Below are 20,683 nucleotides of genomic sequence, written 5' to 3' on the forward strand. Positions count from 1 at the left end.
CGGACGCGTGTGCCGGCCCCCTGCGTTTCGTGGAACATCATGGACATCATCTTCGGCATCATCCTGCCGGTCTTCGGTACACTCGGCCTCGGCTATGTGGCGGCGCGCTTCGGTGCGTTCGACGAGGCGGCCAATCGCGGGCTGTCGCTGTTCGTCTTCAATTTCGCCTTGCCGCTGATGTTGTTCCGTGCGATCGCTCAGGCCGAGCTGCCCGACGCGATGCCTTGGGGCTATCTGCTGTCGTACTACATCGGCGCCTTTGGTGTGTATGCGCTTGCGATGGCGGCCAGCCGCATCCTGTTCGGGCGGCGGCTGGACGAGCAGGCGGTGCTGGGGCTGGGGGCGGGCTTTTCCAATACAGGCATGCTCGGCATCCCCTTGGTGATGACCGCCTATGGCCCGTCTGCCGCGCTACCGTTGTTCGTGATGATCGCCTGCCATAGCCTGCTGATGCTGCCGCCGACCACCGCGCTGATCGAGGCTGCACAGGGCAAGGGCGAAGGGCGCATGGCGATGCTGTTGAAGCTGGCGAAGAGCGTGCTGGGAACACCGATCATCTGGGGCTTGAGTTGCGGGCTGGCGTTCGCGCTGCTCGGCATCGCCCTGCCCGGCCCGCTCGATGCGGTGGCCAAGGGGCTGGGCAGTGCGGCAACGCCGTGCGCGCTGTTCGCGCTCGGGGCTTCGCTCACCCGCTATAGCCTGGGCGGCAACCTGCGCGAGCCGGTGCTGCTGGTCGCTTTGAAGACGGTGATTCACCCGCTGATCGTATGGCTGCTTGCTACCCGGGTATTCGACGTGCCACCGCTGTGGGTGATGACCGGTGTACTGCTGGCCGCCTTGCCGGCGGGCATCACGCCCTACCTGTTCGCGCAGCGCTACGGCGTTTGCCAGTCTTCCGTGGCGTCGGCGGTATTCCTGTCCACGGTGGTCTCGGTGGCAACGCTGTCGGCGCTGCTGTTCGTCCTGCGCCCCTGATACGCGGTCTGCGGCGTGATGACGCAGGCCGGCGTGGGGCGGTGGGCCGGATGGCCGCGCTGTAGCGCAGGGAAACGCTGAGCTTGTTGCAGAGCACCGGCAGGCGATCCGCAGGCTCGTTTGGATGGGACCATTCCATAGACTTGAATAGAGAAACGGACCGGAAGGACGCAGCCATGCTGATCACCCGCGAACTGCTGACCCGGATGGGTGCCTCAGGGACCCATGCGGACAGGTATCTCGACCCCCTGAACGCGGCGATGGCGATGCATGGCATCGACAGCGGGCTACGGATTGCACACTTTCTGGCCCAAGTGCTGCACGAATCCGGCTGCCTGCGCCGCACGGAGGAGAACCTGCACTACTCGGCAGAAGGCTTGCGCAAGGTCTTCGCCAAATATTTCCGCACCGATGCGGAAGCCCAGGCCTATGCCCGCCAGCCCGAGCGTATCGGTAGCCGGGTCTATGGCGGGCGTATGGGCAATGGCCCGGAATCCACCGGTGACGGCTACCGGTATCGAGGCCGTGGCCTGATCCAGCTGACCGGGAAGGACAACTACCGCAGTTTCGCGCAATGGCTCGGTGAGGACGTGGTGGCCCACCCGGACGGGTTGGCCGAGCGCTATGCGGCGGCCTCTGCAGTGTACTTCTGGGCGCGCAACAACCTCAATGCGCTCGCCGATATGGATGACCTGGGTACCATCACCCGTCGCGTCAATGGTGGGCTGATGGCTTACGAAGACCGTCGTGCCTTGCTGCAGAAGGCGAAACGGGTGCTCGCTGAACACGCGGTTCCGGGAACCGTAGCAACCGCGCCGGCCGTGTTGCAGGCAACCCATCGCGTGATGGCGACCCAGCTCAACTTGCGCAGCGCACCTGTGGTCGCCGACCGTACCAAGCTTGCACTGCTCGGTCAGGGCGATGCGGTGCAGGTACTGGGTGCGGCTGTCGTGCCCGGCTGGGTACGGGTGCGGGTGTCCTTGAGCGGCTCGCTGCGCGAAGGCGTCGTGGCCGAGCGCTACCTCGAGGCCCAGCCACTCGTGCGCGGCCGTGGTGAACTGCCGGTGCAGCCGGTGGCCACGCTCCCCGCAGCCCATCTCAAGGAGGGGCGTGCAGACGTCAACCGTCGTCACGACGGCGGACGCGCCTTTCCGCTTGGCGAACCTGGCCGGCCGGCGCGTGGCGGGCGCAGTGCAGAACGCCTGGCAGCGTCTGTGTCGTTGATCGTGGACTACCTGGATGTGGCCGATCCTGCACACCTCCGCTACCGGCCGCGCGGAGGGGCGACTTACTGCAACATCTACGCGGCCGATTTCGCGTACCTGTGCGGCGTGCACTTGCCCCGCGTGTGGTGGACCGACCATGCGCTGCAGCGCCTGCGCGCGGGCGAAAAGCAGGTGGTGGAGCATGGGCGCACGGTGCGCGAACTCAGCGCCAATGCGCTCCACGATTGGCTCGAGGACTTTGGTCCCGCCTTCGGATGGCAGCGTGAGATCGAGCTTACCGCGCTGCAGGCTGCGGCCAACGCCGGCGAGGTGTGCCTGATCGCCGCCCGCCGGGTCGATCTTAACCGCCCGGGCCACATCAGCGTCGTGGTGCCCGAAACCGCCGGGGCACGCGCGGTGCGCAGCACGCAGCACGAGGTGCTGCGCCCGCTCGAATCACAGGCCGGCGCGCGCAACATGTCGCGCGGCACCGCCGCGCGTGCTTGGTGGCTCAACAGCCGCTTCCAGTCCTTCGCCTTCTGGCGCCACCCCTGAGGAAGGCGCAGGCAACGGGTGCAGTGACACCGGCTGCCGAAACATTGAAAGGCAATCGAAAGCCCGTCTTCGTATCGTCCGCTTCGCTCGGGGCGGCGTGGATCCGCCTCGCACGGGACGCATCCATAAACGGAGGAGATCGCCATGATGCTGAAGAAGACCTTGCTTGCCGCTACCACCGCAGTCCTTGCCTCCCTTGCCGCTGGCGTCGTCCACGCCGAGCCGGCCAAGCCCGAATGCATCGCCCCCGCCAAGCCTGGCGGCGGCTTCGACCTCACCTGCAAGCTGGCACAGAGTGGCTTGCAGGAGGGCGGCTTCCTCAAGGCGCCGATGCGCGTCACCTACATGCCCGGCGGTATTGGCGCGGTGGCCTACAACACCGTGATCGCCAACCGCCCGGCCGAGGTGGGCACCATCGTTGCTTTCTCGGGAGGATCCTTTCTCAACCTGGCGATCGGCAAGTTCGGTAAGTACGACGAAAACGACGTGAAGTGGCTGGCTGCGGTTGGGGCGGACTACGGTGCCATCATCGTGCGCGCGGATTCGCCCTTCCAGAGCCTGAAGGACCTGATCGATGCGACCAAGGCTGACCCGGGCAAGGTGGTGTATGGCGCTGGTGGTTCGGTCGGCAGCCAGGACTGGATGAAGTCGGCGCTCGTCGCGCGCGAGGCCGGCGTGAACTACCGGAATATGCGCTACGTCGCATTCGAGGGTAGTGGCGAGGCGATGACCGCGCTGCTCGGCGGCCATGTACAGGCCTATTCCGGCGACGCCTCGGATGCGGCCGCGCACATCGGCGGCGGCCGCATCCGCGTGCTGGCGGTGCTGGCGCGTGAGCGCGTGCCTGGCCTGGAGAACGTCCCGACCGCGATCGAGCAGGGCTACAACGTGGACTGGACCATCGCTCGTGGCTACTACGTGGGGCCCAAGGTCGCCGATGCCGACTACCAGTGGTGGTTGAAGACCTTCGACACCCTGCTCGCTTCGCCCGAGTTCGACAAGCTGCGTGCCGAGCGCGGTCTGTTCCCCTTCAATCTGACAGGTGATGCACTCACTGCCTACGTACAGAAGGAAGTGACGCGCTACCGCGAACTGGCTGCCGAGTTTGGCCTGACGGCCAAGTAAGTGCCCTTGCGACGGGCTTGCCGCGTGCAGCGCGACAAGCCCGCCCTGCATTGGGGCGTGTCCGCCGCGGATGGGTCTCCCCTGCCGCGCGCAGATCAATGCCCGCACGCCTCCATCCTGTCCGGCTGTCCTGCGTTTGCCGCGGCACAGCCTTCCCCGAAGGAAGATCGCCATGAGCGAAAGAATCTTCGGCGCCCTGCTGGTCCTGATCAGCATCGCCGGCCTTTTCATTGCGCGCGGCTTTGAAGCCCCGTTTTCCTACGAACCCGTCGGCCCCAAGGCTTTCCCGATGCTGGTGCTGGCCCTTCTGGGCGTGTGTGCGCTGGCACTGGTGTTCGGCAAGACCGAGAAAACTGCCTGGGCGCCCGGCCCGGTCATGCAACGTATCGGCCTGTTGTTCCTGATCGTGCTGGCCTATGCCCTGCTCTTCGATCGACTCGGCTTCATGCTCGCCACAGCGCTGATGACGCTGCCGGTCGCGCGCCTGTTTGGCGCAAGCTGGAAGCAGGCGGTGGTCGCCGGCGTCGGCCTCGGTGTCGGCCTCTTCTTCTTCTTCGACCGCCTGCTCGACGTCGCGCTGCCGACCGGGCTGTGGTTCAACGCGATCACGGGGTAAGCCATGGAAACCTTGAACCTGCTCGCCCAGGGCTTCGCTGTCGCGGCGACGCCCGAGAACCTGATGATCGCGCTGATCGGTTGCTTCCTCGGCACCATCGTCGGCCTGCTGCCCGGCCTGGGTCCGATCAATGGCGTCGCCATCCTGCTGCCGATCGCCTTCGCCATGAAACTGCCGCCGGAGTCGGCGCTGATCCTGCTGTGCGCGGTGTATGCCGGCTGCGAATACGGCGGTCGCATCTCGGCGATCCTGCTCAACGTGCCCGGCGATGCCGGTGCGGTGATGACGACACTCGACGGCTACCCGCTTGCCAAGAAGGGCCTGGCCGGCCCGGCACTGTCGATGTCGGCGCTGGCCTCCTTTACCGGCGCCTTCGTCGCCACGGTCGGTATCGTCGCCTTCGCGCCGTTGCTGGCCGAGTGGGCGATCGCCTTCGGTCCGGCGGAATACTTCGTGCTGATGGTGTTGGCGCTGTCCTGCCTGGGCGGTCTGGTGGGCGATTCCCTGCCCAAGGCGATGATCGCGTGCCTGATCGGCCTGCTGCTTTCGACCGTGGGCATCGACTCCAATAGCGGGGTGTATCGCTTCACTTTTGACATGCTGCACCTTTCGGACGGCATCCCCTTCATCGTCATCGTCATCGGTCTGTTTGCGGTGAGCGAGATCCTGCTCATGTTGCAGAGCTTGCACGCCAACCCCGAGCCGATTGCGCTCTCTGGCCGGCTGATGTTCAACATGAAGGAGTTCATGCTCGCCAAGTGGACCATGTTGCGCTCGGCGGTGGCCGGCTTCTTCATCGGCGTGCTGCCCGGTGCTGGTGCGACCATTGCTTCGGCCATGTGCTACGCCAGCGAGCGCCGCATGGCCGGAAAGGAGCACCACTTCGGCGCAGGTGACATGCGCGGCGTTGCCGCCCCGGAGGCCGCCAACAACGCCTCGGCCAATGGCTCGCTGGTGCCGATGCTGACCCTCGGCGTACCCGGCTCGGGCACCACGGCAGTGATGATGGGTGCGCTCACGCTGTACAACATCACCCCCGGCCCCACCCTGTTCCAGGACCAGCCGGTGATCGTATGGGGCTTGATCGCATCGCTCTTCATCGCCAACGTGATGCTTTTGGCGATGAACATCCCGCTCATCCGCGTGTTCGTGAAGTTCCTGTCGATCCCGGTGTGGACCCTCGTCCCGGGTGTCGCGGCGATTTCGATGGTCGGTGTATATGCGGTCCACGGCAACACCTTCGATCTCATCGTCGGCGTGCTGGTCGGTGCCCTGGGGTACGCGCTGCGGGTGATGAATTTTCCGATTGCACCCTTCATCTTAGGCTTCGTGCTCGGCGACATGATGGAGCAGAACCTGCGTCGCGCGCTGTCAATCAGTGATGGCGAGATCGGTGTCTTGTTTTCGAGTCCGATCGCCGTCGGCCTATGGGTCGCGGCCCTCGGCATGTTGGTTGGCCCCCGCCTCGCGCACTTGCTCGACCGCCGTCACGCGCGCGCTTGAACGGTCGAATTGACTCCACGGATGCCCGTCCTCCCTCCGGTCGGCCTCCTCCACTTCGGGAGCGCGCCTTCGGCTGCGCTTTCTCATGCCGCGCGCCAATCCGGTAAAACGCGCTCGTGATCGGTGCGCGGCGACCAGTTGTTGTTCATCTTCAAGCCCCGACCGGCAGCTCGACCTCTACGCACAGCCCCTTCCCTGACGCCCCGTCGCGTAGCGTGACCTGGCCGCCGTGGGCCTGGACGATCTCGCGCACGATGGCCAGACCGAGGCCGCTGCCTTCGCCGTCGCTCTGACCGAGGATGCGGTAAAAGCGATGGAAGACGCGTTCGCGCTCTGTCTCCGGGATACCCGGCCCTTGATCGCAGACGCTGACGATGGCCTCGCCTTCGAAGGTCGCAACGGCAACGGTGACCGGAGAGTCGAGTGGGCTGTAGCGGATGGCATTGTCGATCAGGTTGCTGACCATCTCGCGCAGCATCGGTGCGTTGCCCTTGATCATCAGTGCATGGCCGATGCCTTCGTAGGCGAGATCGATGTTGCGCTTCAGCGCGAGCGGCACCAGCTCCATGGCGACATCCTTCACCAGCCCGGCAAGGTCGAGTGGCGCACGTTCGGTGATCACGCCATTGACCGCTTCCGCGCGCGACAGCGTGAGCATCTGGTTGGCAAGGCGGCGGGCGGCACGGGTGCTCTTGAGCAGGCTGGCAAAGGTGGCGAGCATCTCCTCCGGGTCGCGCTGGCGAAGACCGTATTCGGCTTGGGTGCTGAGTACGGCGAGCGGGGTGCGGATCTGATGGGCGGCGTCGGCGAGGAAGCGCCGGCGCGCGGCGAGCATGGCCGACAGGCGGTCCATGTGGTGGTTGATGGCGTCGATGAGGGGCAGGAGTTCGGAGGGGACGCGGTCGGCGCGTACGGGCGTGAGATCCTCTTCGTCACGGCTGCGTATGTGGTCGCGCAGTGCCACCAGGGGGCGGAACGCGGTGCCGAGCGCGAGTAGAACCAGTACCGCGCCGACCGCGATGAGCGCGGACTGGCGCTGCAGGCTGGCGATGAAGAGTTCGCGGGCGAGTGCCTCGCGTGCGCCGGTGGTCTCGGCGAAGACAATGAGCACGGAATCGCCGCCGGAGAGGGCGGGGTCGTACATGCGCTTGCGCAGTGCCGCCAGCCGCACGGGCTCACCGCGATAGCGTGCGTCCGTGATGTTTACAGTGTCCTCGGTGTCGGGCACCACTGCGGGTAGCAAATCGCCGTATCCGGTCACCAGCTTGCCGGCGGGATCGAATACGGCGTGGAAAATGCGCTCGGCCGCGGCAGCCTCGAAGCCTTCGAATGCGGCGTAGGGAATGTCGACCTGGATCACGCCTTCGAGCGAGTGGGTGCGCTCGCCGATTGCACGTACAGAGGCGGTCAGCGTACGGTCGTAGGCTTGGTTCACTGCGTCCAGCGCACCGCGGTAGCCGAACCAGGCATTGATGCCGAGCATGACCGCTAGCGGTGGCAGCAGCCATCCAAGCACGCGGCGGCGCAGGCTGCCGCCGTGACGGCGCGGCAAGGCCGTGAGGGTGTGCTTGACTGCAGCGTCCGGAGTCGTACTCGATCCATCGGCCGTGTCGTGCTCGGCGGATGCTCCCATGTCAGGGCGCCGCTTGCTCGGAAAGCAGATAACCGAGGCCGCGCAGGGTGTTGATGATCACCCCCGCCCCTTCGAGTTTCTTGCGCAGGCGCGAGACGTAGATTTCGATCGCCTCGACGCGCGCATCGGCGTCGAACTCGAACACCTGCTGGAACAGTGCTTCGCGTGCCACCGGGCGGCCGATGCGCGACAGCAGCACCTCGAGCACCGCCAGCTCGCGCGGTGTCAGGGCCAGGGGCTGGCCATCGATACGGGCCATGCGGTGGGTGGTGTCGAACTCGAGCCGGCCCAGTCGCACCAGCGGCACCTGATTTCCGGCGCGGCGCAGCAGGGCCTTGATGCGGGCTTCGAGTTCGGCGAGTTCGAAGGGTTTCGTCAGATAATCGTCGGCACCGAGGTTGAGACCTTCGACGCGCTCTTCAGTGCTGCCGCGGGCGGTCAGTACCAGCACCGGCGTGGGTGGTCCGCCTTCGGGGCGGCTTTCGCGGGCGCGCAGCCGGCGCAGCACCTCGAGTCCGTCGAGTCCGGGCAAGGACAGATCCAGGATCACCACGTCGTAGCGCTCGCAGCGTAGCGCCTGGTCGGCATGGTCGCCACGTCCCAGCACCTCGAGCACGAAGCCCGCCTGGCGCAGCGAGCGTGCGACCCACGCGGCGAGCTCGGCATGGTCCTCGACCAGCAACAGGCGCATTGGCGGTTCCGGTGAAAGTGAATCGAAAGGCGTGTCGGTGATTATCGACGCAAAGGCGGATGGCGTCCAAGGCGTCGGCCTGCAGGGAGATAGGGACATGAGAGCGGTGCAGACGAGGATCGGCAGTGGCTGCTTGAATGTGGCGGCCGTGGGTCGCCAGGGAGTGGCGTATGCCTTGCGCATGACGTTCCTGGGTTTGACCATGCTGTGCGCAGGTAGCACGCTGGCCCAGCATGTACCTGAAGCGCTCAAGGCCGCAGTGCGTGAAGGGGTGGTCGTGGTTTATGCGGCTTCCGATCAGGATGTGGTGCAGCCTATCCTTGATGACTTCGAGGCTTTGCATCCCGGGATACGGGTGCAGTACCACGACCTGAGTTCGATTGAGCTTCATCAGCGTGTCGTCGAGGAGCGTGCGGCGGGTGCGGCGGGTCCCGATGTGGTCTGGAGCTCTGCGATGGACCTGCAGGTGAAGCTGGTCAATGATGGTTACGCTCAGTCTCATCGTTCGCCCGAAACCGCCGCCTTGCCACGCTGGGCCGTGTGGAAGGACGAGGCTTTCGGCACCACATACGAGCCTGCGGCCATTGTCTACAACAAGCGCCTGCTGGCGGAAGCGGACGTGCCCGACACGCATGCAGAACTGATCCGGCTGATCGGTGAGCAGCCCGCCCACCTGCGCGGACGGGTGGCGAGCTACGATCCCGAGCGTTCAGGGCTGGGCCTGCTGCTGCATTCCCAGGATGCGCAGGCCAACCCGATGGTGTTCTGGCAGCTGGCACGCCAGATGGGCGAACTGGGCTTGGAGCAGCACGACTCGAGTCGGGACATGCTCGACCGTCTCGCGGCCGGAGAACTGGTGCTGGCCTATAACGTGCTCGGCTCCTATGCGCATAAGCGTGCGCGTACCGATGGAGTGTTGGGTGTGGTCTGGCCGCAGGACTACACCCTGGTGTTGAGCCGCGTCGTCTTCATTGCCCGCGACGCGCGCCATCCGGCTGCGGCCCGGCTTTGGTTGGACCACTTGCTGTCTCCGCGCGGGCAAGCCTTGGTCGCGGAGCACCTTGGTCTGCTGCCCGTGCGGACCGACGCAGGCACGGCCGGGGCGGACAGCGCTGCGGCTCTGCTGCATCAGAGCTTGCGTCACGCCTTCCGGCCGATCCGTATCGGTTCGGGCCTGCTCACCTATCAGGACCAGGCCAAGAAGCAGGCCTTCCTCCGTCAATGGAACGCCGCCACGCGTCCGTCCTCCGAGCCGTAAATGTCCGCATCTCAACCCGTCACCGGCGCGCCCTGGCGCCGCATCGTGCCAACCCTTGTACTCGCGACCGCAGCCGGCTGGCTGGCGGAGCACCTGAATCTGCCGCTGCCGTGGATGATCGGGCCACTGTTTGCGGTCGCCGGTGCGCGCATGGCTGATATCGAGCTGCGTCCGCTGCCGGGCGGTCGCCAGAGCGGACAATGGGCGATCGGGGCTGCCCTGGGCTTGTACTTCAGCCCCGAGGTGGTGGCGCAGCTGAGTCTGCATGCGCCGTTGGTGGTTGCCGCTGCGCTGGGGTCGCTTGTGCTCGGCATGGGCTATGCGCTGATCATGCTCCGCCTGGCCCGGGTGGATACGCCAACCGCCTTCTTCGCTGCGCTGCCGGGAGGCGCCTCGGAAATGGCTAACCTTGCCGACCGGTACGGTGGCGCCGTGGACCGCATCGCCGCGGCTCATGCGGTCCGGGTGATGATGGTAGTGTCGGTGTTGCCATTTGCGCTCAGCTTCGCCGGCGTACATGGCAGTGATCTCTACATACCATTGTCCAAGGAGGTGGAGCCACAGCATTTTCCGCTGCTGATGGCTTCGAGCTTGCTCGGTGTGGGTGCGTTCAAGCTTCTGCGCATCGCCAACGCATGGGTGCTGGGCCCGTTGCTCGGCGTGGCGATTGCGACCCTCGCCGGGCTGCCGCTGTCGGCCTTGCCGGTGTGGGTGGTCAATGGCGGACAGTTGCTGATTGGTTGTGCCCTCGGCTGCCGTTTTTCGCGGGCGTTCTTTCGTGCGGCGCCGCGTTTCATGGCGGTGGCGGCGCTGACCGCAGCCCTGTCCATCGTGCTGGCCTTTGCTTTCGCGGCGCTGCTCACGCTGGCTACAGACGTGCCGCTGCCGACGCTGGCGCTGGCAACCGCTCCGGGGGGGGTGTCGGAGATGTGCATCACAGCCAAGGTGCTGCAGTTGGGCGTGCCCCTCGTAACGGTTTGCCATGTGTTGCGCGTGGCGGTGCTGACGGTGGGGGCGCAGTGGTCCTTCGGATTGTTCAAGCGTTTCGTGGCTGCGTGATGACCACGCCCTGCTGCGGGTTCACCGCGCCTGCTGCGCTGCTCACTCGCGGAAAGACCCCTGAGAGAAGCGGAGCTTGGGAGGCTTGGCGATCCTGCACGTAGCATCCGGTTCGGAAGGGGGTCTTGCATTTGGTGACCGCGATCGGCATGTACCTGGGCGACAATGTTGCCGATCTGCCCGCACCTGCCGATGTGCGGGATCTTTTCCGTCGCGTGTGGCTCTGACCACAGCGATGCGGTGCGGATGGCCCGCGCTGCTCAATCAGGATTTGTTATGCACAAGGATCCCCGTTTTTCCGGCCTCTACCTGAACCTGGACCGCGGCGGTGCGCAGGCCCCCTCGCTGTGGCAGAAGATCGTCGGCGGTGTGGCGGCGCTGGGCGTGTTTGCGCTCGCGCTGACCTTTTCGGTGGCCCTGTTCGCGGTGGTGATCACCGTCGGTGTGGTGGTGTGGGGCTACCTGTGGTGGAAGACGCGTGCCGTGCGCAAGGCGATGCGCGAGCACATGGAGGCGACGCGCCAGGCGCAGGGCTCCGGTGCGCCGCACGAGGCTGCGACGCTGGTCATCGAGGGCGAAGTGATTCGTGAGGTGCCGGAAGACGAGGCTGGGCCGGCATCCGGTCGTCGCGGCTGAGTGGGCGTCAGGCGCCGAAGTAGCGTTCGGTGAACGCTGCGGCCGGCAGGGCGGGGTCGAACAGCCAGCCTTGTGCGAAATTGCATCCGCGCGCCGCGAGGAAGTCGCGCTGCACTTCCGTTTCCACGCCTTCTGCGACCGTGTTCAGGTCCAGCGCGTGCGCCATGGCCAGGATGGCCTGCGTGATTCCCACCAGGTCGGGGTCGTCGGGGAGGTTCTGCACGAAGCTGCGGTCGATCTTGAGCGCCGAGATGGGCAGGCTCTTCAGATAGCTCAGCGAGGAATAGCCGGTGCCGAAGTCGTCCAGGCTCATCCTCACCCCCAGCGTGTCGATTGCGGCCAGGGCCGCGAAGCTCGATTCGGCCTGGCGCATCAGCGCGCTTTCGGTGATCTCCAGTTCGAGGTGGCAGGCGTCGAGACCGTGGCGTTCCAGCGCGGAACGGATCTGCTGCGGCAGATCGGGGTCCTCGAGCTGCCGCGTCGATAGGTTCACCGCCATCAGGAAGTCGGGCGCGTGAGGCAACCATGCGGCGGTCTGGCGACAGGCTTCTTCCAGCACCCACGTGCCCAGGTGGCCGATCAATCCGGCAGCCTCGGCGATCGGGATGAAGCGGTCCGGAGGCACTTTGCCGAATTCTGCGCTGTGCCAGCGCAGCAGGGCCTCGGCGCCGGTCAGGCGTCCGGTTCCAAGGCAGAACTGGGGCTGGTAGTGCACCTCGAGCTCGTTCCGTTCCATCGCCTGACGCAGGCCGTTTTCCAGGTCAATCCGTTCGTGCACCTGCGCATCGAGCAGGGGTGAAAAGAAGTGCAGGCTGTTTCGCCCGGCACTCTTGGCCGCGTACAGTGCGGCGTCGGCTGCGCGCAACAGTTGGCCGGGTGTCTCTCCGTCCGCGGGGAACAGCGCGATACCGATGCTGGTGCCGATGGAGACGGTCCGCTCGCCGAGGACGTAGCGGTCCGAGATGGCCTGCAGGATGTGCCGTGCCGCCTTGGCGGCCGCTTCGGCGCCGGTGTTGGGGAGGATGGCAATGAATTCGTCGCCGCCCAGCCTGCACAGGGTGTCGCTGTGGCGCACGGCCTTACCCAGGCGCTCGCTCACCTGCCGGAGGAGTTCGTCGCCAGCGGTGTGGCCCAGGCCTTCGTTGATGAGCTTGAAGTTGTCGAGGTCGCAGAGCAGCAGGGCAAGTGGTTGCGTGCTCGCGTGGGCATCTTCGGTGGCGCGGCGAAGACGGCTGTTGAAGGATCTGCGGTTCGGCAGGCCGGTCAGTTCGTCGAACTTGGTGCGCGTCTCCAGCTGACGTTCGGCGGTGCTGGCCCGGCGCCGCAACTGTGCGGTGAGGAAAGCAGCGATGCCCAGCGCGCAGAGCGCCACGCTGCCGACAGTGATCAGGTACAGGCCAACCTTCCTGATCAAGGCTCTGTTGTTGGCGACCAGGTGAATGGTGCCGATGGTGGCGTTCTCGAAGTGCAGGTCGAGGCGGGTCGAGGGCACGATGAAGGGCACGTTCGGCGTGCGCGCGCCCAGGAAGGCGGGTGCCTGCCCCGAGGCCGTGCCGTGGGCGAACCGCCGCGGGGTGCCGTCCTCGTCCATTCGGTAGAGCGCGGCCTCCTCGATGTTCGCTGCACGAGTGATCGACACCAGGTTGCTGTGTGCGGCCTCCTCGTCGTCGAAGATCAGCGCCGGGATGCTCGCCTCGCCGAGCAATCTCGCCTGTGCCTGAAGACTGTCGATCAGGCTGTCCCGCTCCTTGGCGTACTCCAGGGCGGCCAGAACCAGGACCAGGATCAGCAACGACAGGGCGGCCGCCAGAAGCTGGAAGCGGCTGGCTGCTGCGCGGTCGCGGGGTTCGCGGTGGGTCATTGCAGGCTGCGCGCCAGTTGCAGCACCTGGGCGGGGAGCTTGAGGCCGGCCTGGCGCAGGGGTTCGAGACTGACCTGAAAGGCCACGCGGTTGTTGTCGCGCGCCAGTCCGATCATGGACCCGGTATGCGGTGGCGTAGAGATGGTGAGTACCGGCCGCCCCGCGAGACGGTGCAGTCGCTCGGTGAGGAGCGGAATGTCGACCTGGTCGAAATGAACCACTGCGCAGTCATCCAGTTGCGCAAGGATGCCGCGACGCTGGATCTGCAAGGTGTGCTCGCCGACCTTGCGGCCGTGGTAGTCCAGATAGGCGTTGGCCAGTTCAAGATTCTCGGTAATGGTGCACACCGTGAGCGGCGCATTGTCCGCGATGGAGGCCGGCCAGGCGGTGAAGCGGATCAGGTTGAACACGAGCGCGGCCTGCAGGCTCGATTCCTTGGCCGTGGGTGCCGCCGCGCCCGCCGTGCTGGCGAGGCTGAGTGCGAAGCTCGCGCCCAGCACCAGCAGCCAGCGTGCAGATGCGGTGGGTCGACGCCGTACGGCGGGCGCGTGCATCAGAACGCCCATGTCAGCCCGAGCTCGAGCTTGCGCCCGGGCCGTGGCAGGGCTTCGTGCCCGAATTCTTCGCTTACGGGGTCGTGCAGGCTGCGATCGAAGAGGTTGTCGATGCGCATGCGCAACTGTGCCCCGGCGAGGACCGGACGTACAGAGACGATGGCTGCATTCGCCCAGAACTGGCTGCCGACCTCGCTGGCAGCCGTCTTGCGGGCGGAGACGAAGCGGCCTTCCAGCGTGGCGTGCCAGTGGGCGGACAGCGGCAGGGTGAGGTCAGCCTTGGCGACGTGGCGTGGCGCGTGCAGCAGGCGGCTGCCGGTATCGGGGTCGCGCGCCTGTTGCCAGCTCCAGGAGGCGGCGAAGCGTGTGCCGTCCTCCCAGCGGGTCTGGGTCGAGAGCATCGCGCCGCGCAGCTCGGCCTTGCCGCGGTTGCGGTAGACGAGCAGGCCATCTGCTGGATCGGCCTCCTGCACGATCAGGTCGGTGATGCGTTTGTGGAACAGACTGCCATTCCAGTCCCAGCCGTGGGCGTCGCTGTGTTCGAGGACGATCTCGAAGGAGCGGATGCGTTCCGGATTGAGCGCCGGGTTGGCCTTCATCGTCAGCTCGCCGTCATGGTAGTGCTGCTCGTAGGGCGACGGGGCGCGATAGGCCGTGCCGAACAGGTACTTCAGCGCGGTGGAGGGCCCCAGCAGCTGGATCAGGCCCAGCCGCGGATTGAGGCTGGTGCCGAAGCTGCTGTAGTGGTCCAGGCGCAGGCCGGTGTTGAGAAGCCAGTTGTCGCTGCGCCACTCGTCCTGGACGTAGAGTCCGGCCTGGTGGTTGCTGCGCCGGTCGTCGAGCAGGATCTGGTCCTGGGCACCGAGGGTGCGGTTGCGTTGGCGCAAGACGGGATGGGCCCGATACTCGGCGCCGTAGAGCAAGGTGTGGCTGGCGAAGCGGATGTCGGTCGCCTGCAGTTCCGCGCCCCACCAGCGGGTGGTGGTTTCGTCGCGGCCAAGCTCGGTGTCGTAGGCCCAGTCGCCACGGTATTCGGTGCCCCCCAGGTCGAGCCGTGTCGCCAGCGTCAGGCCGGGCAGCCACTCGTGGCGGTGGTTCAGGCCGAGTGTCCACAACGCCTCGGTGGCGCGGGTGCGGGGGTCGCCGAACACGGTGTCGTAGGGTGCGCCTGCGTAGCCCTTGCGGCGAGACGCATGGGTGAAGGTCAGCGCGAACTCGTCCCAGGCGTGGCGTAGCGTGAGGCGGTGCCCACGCGGTGCCTCGACGCCCGAGGCCGCGCCGTAGCGTGCGCTGCCGATGTCGGAGAGCGTGATGTCGTCGCCGTCGCTGCGCCATGCGCTGACAGACACCAGCAGCTCGTGGCGGTCACTGGCATGACCGTGACGCAGGGCGATGCTGCGTCCGCGCTGGTCGGCGAAGGCCGTGTCCAATGTCGTGCCCTGCATCGGACGGGCACTCGTGGTGACGAGGTTGATGACGCCGAGGAAGGCGTTACTGCCGTAGGCCGACGAGCCCGGGCCGGGGATGAACTCGACGCGCTCGAGCAGGGCCAGGTCGACCGGTCCGTCCTCGCCGATCTGCGCCTGTCCGTAGGCAGGGTCGTTCAGCGGGATGCCGTCGAGCAGCAGCTTGAACTTGGTGTTGTAATCCCCCGGTTGCTGGAAGCCGTGGATGCCCGCGAACGAATACACCCGGTCGCTTGCCATGAACAGCCCGGGTACGGCGTCCAGCAACTCCGCCAGCGTGCGCCAGCCATGGTCGCGGATCTGTTCGCGCGTGATGACCGTGGCCGCCGAGGGCGCTTCCCGGCTGGGCTGCACGAAGCGGGACGCGCCGCTGATCTCGACGTCGAGCAACTGCTCGAAGGACAGTTCCGCAAGATGCCCGGCCGCATGGGCCGTGCCGCCGGCACACAGCATGCACAGGGTCAGGGCAAGCCGACGCGGTGTGGTGAGCAGTCCCGGTTTGCGGGCAGAGACGCGGATGGAAGTGCGGGCGCTGGCAGGCATGATCGTGATTATCGGCATCGGGCGTGAGCGTCCGGAAGCGGAATTCTAGCCTTTACCTGCGAAACTGCCATTTTTCGGTGGCCGTGTGGCACGGGGTGTGGGGTCCGGCAAGCGCGGTGGCGCATTCGTCGCTCAAACGGGATCGCCCGCAGCCGCTTGTGCGAGCGTGTGCAGCCGGGCTTCCTTGCCGTCGATGCTGCGGATGTGAACATCGACCTGATTGAATGCGATTTCGATGTCGTGCGCACGGAAAAGGCGGTCGATTTCGCGGTTGATCTCGTCGATTGCGGCATTACGGTCGCCAAGTTCGCGGACATGTACGCGCAGTTCGTGATCGAGCGTGCTGGCGCCAAAGCTGAGGAAGAAGACCAGCGGCTCCGGCTCCTTGAGCACGCGCGCGTTCTCGTCTGCAATCTGCAGCAGTAGCTTGCGGGTGAGTTCGAGGTCCGAGCCGTAGGCGACGCCCAGCTTCACCGTGATGCGTGTAACCGTGTCGGTCAGCGACCAGTTGGTGAGCTGGCCGGTGATGAAGGCCTTGTTGGGAACGATCATCTCCTTGCGGTCGAAGTCGGTGATCGTGGTGGCGCGGATCTGGATGCGGGTGACGGTGCCCGAAACGTTGCCGATGGTAACGACATCGCCAATGCGCACGGGGCGTTCGAACAGGATGATCAGGCCGGACACGAAGTTCGCGAAGATCTCCTGCAGGCCGAAGCCCAGGCCCACCGACAGCGCCGCCACCAGCCACTGCAGCTTGTCCCAGCTCACCCCGAGCGTGCCGAGCGTGCTCACGATGCCTGTGCCAATGATGATGTAGGAGAGCAGGGTGGTGATTGCATAGGCGCTGCCCTGCGCCAGCTTGAGGCGGGACAGCACCAGCACTTCCAGCAGGCCGGGGAGGTTGGTCGCGAGCATGAAGGCGATCGCTGCAATCACGAGTGCGCCGAGCAGATCGGCAAGGCTGATCGGGACGGTGGCGGCAGTGTCACCGCTGCCGCTGGCGTACTCGTAGAGGGTGATGTTCTCGAGATAGGTAAACACCGTGAGCAGGTCGGACCAGACCCAGTACAAGGCCACGGCCAGAGCCCCCAGCAGCGCGAGGTGGAGCAGGCGCAGGGATTGCTGGTTGATCTGTGCCAACTCCAGCCGGGGTGTTTCGACCTGTGGATCCGTGGCACCGTCGGCCTCGCCCCGCCCTTCGCGCTCTGCTGCCTCGCGGCGGGCCACCGCGCGCTGGTAGTCGAGGCGCCGAGCCGCCACGGCGAGGGCGCGGACCAGCATGGCCTCGAGCACGCGCCACAGGATCAGCACCGACAAGGTGTCGATCAGGCGCTCGGTGAGCTTGAGCGTGGTGTAGTAGTAGCCCATGGCCAGCGCGCCGATGAGCGCGAGTGGCATCAGCACCAGGGCGATGCCGATCAGCACATGCAGTGGCGAGGGGCGCCTGCCCAGGCTGGCGTGCAGCATGCCCCGCCCGAGGAGCCAGGCCATGAAGGCGTAGCCGATGAACAGGATCACGATGCCGAGCACGTCCTGGCCGAGCATGTCGGGCTGCTGCTCGGCGATCGCCACCACCGCGACTACGGCAAGCACCACGATGCCGAGCTTGCGCAGGTTGTGATGCAGGCTGCGCACGCCGTCGGCAGGCCACTGGAAGTGGCGTTCGGCTACGCCGTCCGGAATCAGGATGCGGTAGGCGGTATAGAACACCAGCCATGCCTGGGCCATCTCGATCAGTGCGGTCCCCAGGCTGGCGTTCTGGCCGCGGGCGTCCATCTGCAGGGCGAGTCCGGCGAGCCACAGCAGCAGGCTGCCGGGCAGGGCGAGCAGCAGCGTGAACAGGACTGCGAGCGGGGTGTGCAGCTGACTGTCGCGTCGGACGTACCCGATGTCCGCATGCAGGCCGTCGAGCTTGTCGCGCAGCCAGCGCCGGCGCGAGAGCAGTCCGAGGCTGATCAGCAGCACCGGCAGGAAAAGCAGCGGTCGCGCCTGCAGGCCGGCCCAGATCTCGCGACCGATCGAGGCCCACGGGATGGCGGACAGCTGTGCTGAAAGACGCTGGGGTGCGGCCTGCAGCCAGTCGAGTCCGAGCGCACGGTTGCTCGGGATCCAGAACATCTGCTCGTCGAGGGTCGAGCGCAGGCGGTCGGCGCTTTCTTGCAGCTGGCGCTCGTTGAGCTGGAGGGCGATGGACTCGCTGAGCACGGCGTTGAGCTGGCGGTTGAGCTGGTCGAACAGCTCCACGCGGGTCGTGAGCAGCGACACCAGGGTCATGCGTACCGATTCGTCGGCCTGACTGGCGGGCGCTTCGGCGAGCAGGCGTTCGGCGTAGGCGGCCGGGCGAGCATGCTGTTCGCGCTGCTTGTTGAGCTCGAACTGGTAGAGGCGGATGTCGGCGATCTGGTCGGCCAGTGCCTTGTCCACGCTGGGCCTGGGTAGCTCGCGCTTCTGTTCGAGCAGGATGCGCGACAGCAGCAGGCTGCCTTGCAGCACGTTGATCTGCTCGTCGATGAGGCTGGCGCTGCGGTTCAGGTTGTCGAGCTGCTGGCGGACCGCGAGATTGCGCTGGGTGAGGGTGTTGAGTTGGTTGGTGGCGCGCAGCAGGTAGCCGGAGAGTTGCTGGTTGGCGGCGGCTTCCCGCGCGATCAGGCTGTCCGTCGTCTTGTTCTCCTCGCCCTCGCGCGCCACCGCGTCGGCCGTTTCGGTGGCCTGCGCAGTGCGACGGGCGTTGATCGCCGCCTGCAGCGCCTGGATGCGCGTGTCGAGAAGGGCGATGCGCGCGGCGGCCAGATCCTGGCGTGCCTGGCCGAGGTCGAGCAACAGGCTGTTGCCTGCGAGTTCCTCGCGACGCAGCGCGATCTGGGCGTTCAGGGCGTACCATTCCGCCGCCATGGCCGATGCGCGCTCGGGGCTGAGCGGGCGGCCTTCGCGACCGGGTTCGTGTTGCGTGGCGAGCGCGGTTTCGATCTCGCGCATGCGGATCTGTCCCGTGCCGATCTCGGTCTGTGCGCGCTCGGGGCTGGTGCGTGCGCCGATCAGCAGTGCATTGGCCTCATCCAGGCGCTGTCGCCAGGTGCCCAGCGCCTCGTTCGCCGCGGTCAGCTGCACCTCGAGCTCGGTCGTGGTGGTGGCGTCCGGGATGTCGGTGCCGCCCGGCGCGGTGCCTTGCAGGCTGGCGAGCTCGGCCCGCGCGCGCTCGATGTTCCGAGGGGCACCTTCCAGAGTCTTCTTCAGGGTCTCCAGCCGGGTGCGGTGCTCCTCGGCCTTTACGAGCGCAGCGAGCGCCTGCTCCAGTGCCTGCTGTGCGGCGCGCTGTTCGGCTTCGGCCAGCTTGCGCTCGGCCAGCCCGTCCAGGCGTGCGCGCAGGTCCCCTGCTGCCGGTGCCGCCGGCTGTTGGGCAAGCGCATGCTGGGCCAGAAACGGGAGCAACAGCAGGGCGAAGAGGCGGAACAGGTGCATGGTCGGGGCTTGGGAGGGGGCGCATCGGGCCGCGCCCGCAGGGCTTCGGCAAGCTGGAATTCTAGCCTGCCGTGACTCCGCGCCGGGTACCGCGCCGGGAGGTGAGGGCGAAGAATTCGCTTGTAAGCCGCCCGCCCAGCGTCTAACTTGACGCCTCCCGGAGGAGACATAACGAGAATGGACGAACAGATCCAGCGTCTGAAGGTGCTCGGTGCGGGCATCTTCAGCCTTGTGCTTGCGCTTGGCGTGGCACGCTTTGCATACACCCCGCTGCTGCCGCTGATGCAGGCCCAGGCCGGACTGGGCCTGGCCGAGGGCGGCTGGCTGGCCGCGATCAACTATGCGGGCTATCTCAGCGGCGCCTTGATTGCGGCCTCGATCAGCAATCTGGTCCTGAAGGACCGCCTGTTCCGCGTCGGCATGGTGATGGCGGTGCTGACGACCGTGATGATGGGGCTCAGCACCGATTTCTGGGTGTGGGCGGTATCACGCTACCTGGCCGGCCTGTCGAGCGCGGCGGCGATGCTGCTGGGCACGGGCCTCATCCTCAACTGGCTGATCCGCCACAACCACCGCAGCGAACTTGGCATCCACTTCGCCGGCATCGGGCTCGGCATCGCGGGCTGTTCGCTTGCGGTGGCGCTGATGAGCCTGGGGCTGGACTGGCGTGCGCAATGGTTCGCCTTCACTGCCATCGCCTGCGTGCTGCTGGTGCCGGCACTGTCGTGGTTGCCTGCGCCCGACACCAGTGGGCTGACCCGCAGCGGTGCGCCCATGCACGACCGGCCGCCCAGTACGTTGTTCATGCGTTTGTTCATGGCTTCGTACTTCTGCGCCGGTGTGGGCTACGTGGTCAGTGCGACCTTCATCGTCGCCATTGTCAACCAGCTTCCCGGACTTGAGGGCAAGGGTAGCTGGAGTTTTCTCGCGATTGGCCTGGCGGCGGCGCCGGCCTGCATCGTGTGGGACTTCATCGCACGCCGCACCGGTGAGCTCAACGCGCTGATCCTGGCTGCGGTGCTGCAGATCGTCGGCATCCTGCTACCCGTAGTGGTGGGCGGGCTGGTCGGCAGCATCGCGGGCGCGTTGCTGTTCGGCGGCACCTTCATCGGCATGGTGAGCCTGGTGCTGACCATGGCCGGGCGGTATTACCCGACGCGCCCCGCGAAGATGATGGGGAAGATGACCATCTCCTATGGCATCGCGCAGATCCTGGGGCCGGCGGTCACCGGCTGGCTCGGCGCGGTGTCGGGCAGCTACGCAGGTGGCCTGTACTTCGCGGCGGGCGCCATGGTGGTGGGCACCTTCCTGCTGGTGATGCTGAAAGGCGTCGAGCGTCGCGATGCGAGCGCCGCCGCGCTCGCACGCACCCCCGGCGGGGCGAGCTGAATCCGGGCACATTTCGCAATGTGAACGAAGGTTTCGATGTAGGGAAGGGCGATAAGTGGTATTTTTCCGGGCGACTGCGATCGTGCGGACCTGGCGCCGCACCGGCGACAGGGGGTCGCCATCGGGTAGTCAGGACAAGATCTAAAACATCTAGG

The 20,683-nt window shown here is 66.4% G+C and carries 15 protein-coding genes; 9 read left to right on the forward strand and 6 right to left on the reverse strand.

The annotated features are described in order from the left end of the window. The first annotated feature begins 39 nt into the window (after nt 1–39). The 5 genes from ACNKW1_RS14395 (at nt 40) to ACNKW1_RS14415 (ending at nt 5,979) form a co-directional block, all read left to right on the forward strand. Nucleotides 40–975: an AEC family transporter gene (locus ACNKW1_RS14395; RefSeq protein ID WP_418365292.1), complete on the forward strand. Its 936-nt coding sequence runs from the start codon at nt 40–42 to the stop codon at nt 973–975. A gap of 176 nt (nt 976–1,151) precedes the next feature. Continuing rightward, nucleotides 1,152–2,735 (forward strand): glycoside hydrolase family 19 protein, encoded by a 1,584-nt coding sequence (locus ACNKW1_RS14400; protein WP_418365293.1) that lies wholly within the window; start codon nt 1,152–1,154, stop codon nt 2,733–2,735. A gap of 144 nt (nt 2,736–2,879) precedes the next feature. Then, nucleotides 2,880–3,860, forward strand: coding sequence for a Bug family tripartite tricarboxylate transporter substrate binding protein (locus tag ACNKW1_RS14405; RefSeq protein ID WP_418365294.1), 981 nt, complete (start codon nt 2,880–2,882; stop codon nt 3,858–3,860). 172 nt (nt 3,861–4,032) lie between these two features. Further along, a complete protein-coding gene (locus ACNKW1_RS14410) occupies nt 4,033–4,476 on the forward strand; it encodes a tripartite tricarboxylate transporter TctB family protein (RefSeq protein ID WP_418365295.1) in 444 nt (147 codons plus the stop codon). Between the two features lie 3 nt (nt 4,477–4,479). Further along, nucleotides 4,480–5,979, forward strand: coding sequence for a tripartite tricarboxylate transporter permease (locus ACNKW1_RS14415; protein ID WP_418365296.1), 1,500 nt, complete (start codon nt 4,480–4,482; stop codon nt 5,977–5,979). Between the two features lie 151 nt (nt 5,980–6,130). Here the strand turns inward: ACNKW1_RS14415 and ACNKW1_RS14420 are convergent, their stop codons facing one another. Next, nucleotides 6,131–7,612, reverse strand: a complete 1,482-nt coding sequence (locus ACNKW1_RS14420; protein WP_418365297.1) for a sensor histidine kinase — start codon at nt 7,610–7,612, stop codon at nt 6,131–6,133. Nucleotide 7,613: 1 nt separating this feature from the next. Beyond that, entirely contained in the window at nt 7,614–8,303 is a 690-nt protein-coding gene (locus ACNKW1_RS14425) for a response regulator (protein ID WP_418365298.1), read from the reverse strand. A gap of 97 nt (nt 8,304–8,400) precedes the next feature. On the opposite strand from ACNKW1_RS14425, the gene ACNKW1_RS14430 reads away from it, so the two are divergent. The 3 genes from ACNKW1_RS14430 (at nt 8,401) to ACNKW1_RS14440 (ending at nt 11,256) form a co-directional block, all read left to right on the forward strand. Continuing rightward, nucleotides 8,401–9,561 (forward strand): ABC transporter substrate-binding protein, encoded by a 1,161-nt coding sequence (locus ACNKW1_RS14430; protein WP_418365299.1) that lies wholly within the window; start codon nt 8,401–8,403, stop codon nt 9,559–9,561. Next, a complete protein-coding gene (locus tag ACNKW1_RS14435) occupies nt 9,562–10,620 on the forward strand; it encodes an AbrB family transcriptional regulator (protein ID WP_418365300.1) in 1,059 nt (352 codons plus the stop codon). Nucleotides 10,621–10,896: 276 nt separating this feature from the next. Beyond that, nucleotides 10,897–11,256, forward strand: coding sequence for a hypothetical protein (locus ACNKW1_RS14440; protein WP_418365301.1), 360 nt, complete (start codon nt 10,897–10,899; stop codon nt 11,254–11,256). A gap of 7 nt (nt 11,257–11,263) precedes the next feature. Here the strand turns inward: ACNKW1_RS14440 and ACNKW1_RS14445 are convergent, their stop codons facing one another. From ACNKW1_RS14445 to mscK, 4 genes are all read right to left on the reverse strand, one after another. Further along, nucleotides 11,264–13,117: a putative bifunctional diguanylate cyclase/phosphodiesterase gene (locus tag ACNKW1_RS14445; RefSeq protein ID WP_418365302.1), complete on the reverse strand. Its 1,854-nt coding sequence runs from the start codon at nt 13,115–13,117 to the stop codon at nt 11,264–11,266. After that, a complete protein-coding gene (locus ACNKW1_RS14450) occupies nt 13,114–13,671 on the reverse strand; it encodes a YfiR family protein (RefSeq protein WP_418365303.1) in 558 nt (185 codons plus the stop codon). Before ACNKW1_RS14450 ends, ACNKW1_RS14445 begins: the two co-directional genes overlap by 4 nt. After that, on the reverse strand, nt 13,671–15,680 hold the full coding sequence (locus ACNKW1_RS14455) for a TonB-dependent receptor plug domain-containing protein (RefSeq protein WP_418365304.1): 2,010 nt from the start codon (nt 15,678–15,680) through the stop codon (nt 13,671–13,673). Before ACNKW1_RS14455 ends, ACNKW1_RS14450 begins: the two co-directional genes overlap by 1 nt. Before the next feature lie 132 nt (nt 15,681–15,812). After that, entirely contained in the window at nt 15,813–19,139 is a 3,327-nt protein-coding gene (mscK, locus tag ACNKW1_RS14460) for a mechanosensitive channel MscK (RefSeq protein WP_418365305.1), read from the reverse strand. A 177-nt stretch (nt 19,140–19,316) separates the two neighbouring features. Between mscK and ACNKW1_RS14465 the strand changes: the two genes are divergently transcribed. After that, entirely contained in the window at nt 19,317–20,528 is a 1,212-nt protein-coding gene (locus ACNKW1_RS14465; RefSeq protein WP_418365306.1) for a YbfB/YjiJ family MFS transporter, read from the forward strand. The last annotated feature ends 155 nt before the right edge of the window (nt 20,529–20,683 follow it).

The organism is Thauera sp. WH-2 (assembly GCF_048321015.1).
Lineage (GTDB): Bacteria > Pseudomonadota > Gammaproteobacteria > Burkholderiales > Rhodocyclaceae > Thauera.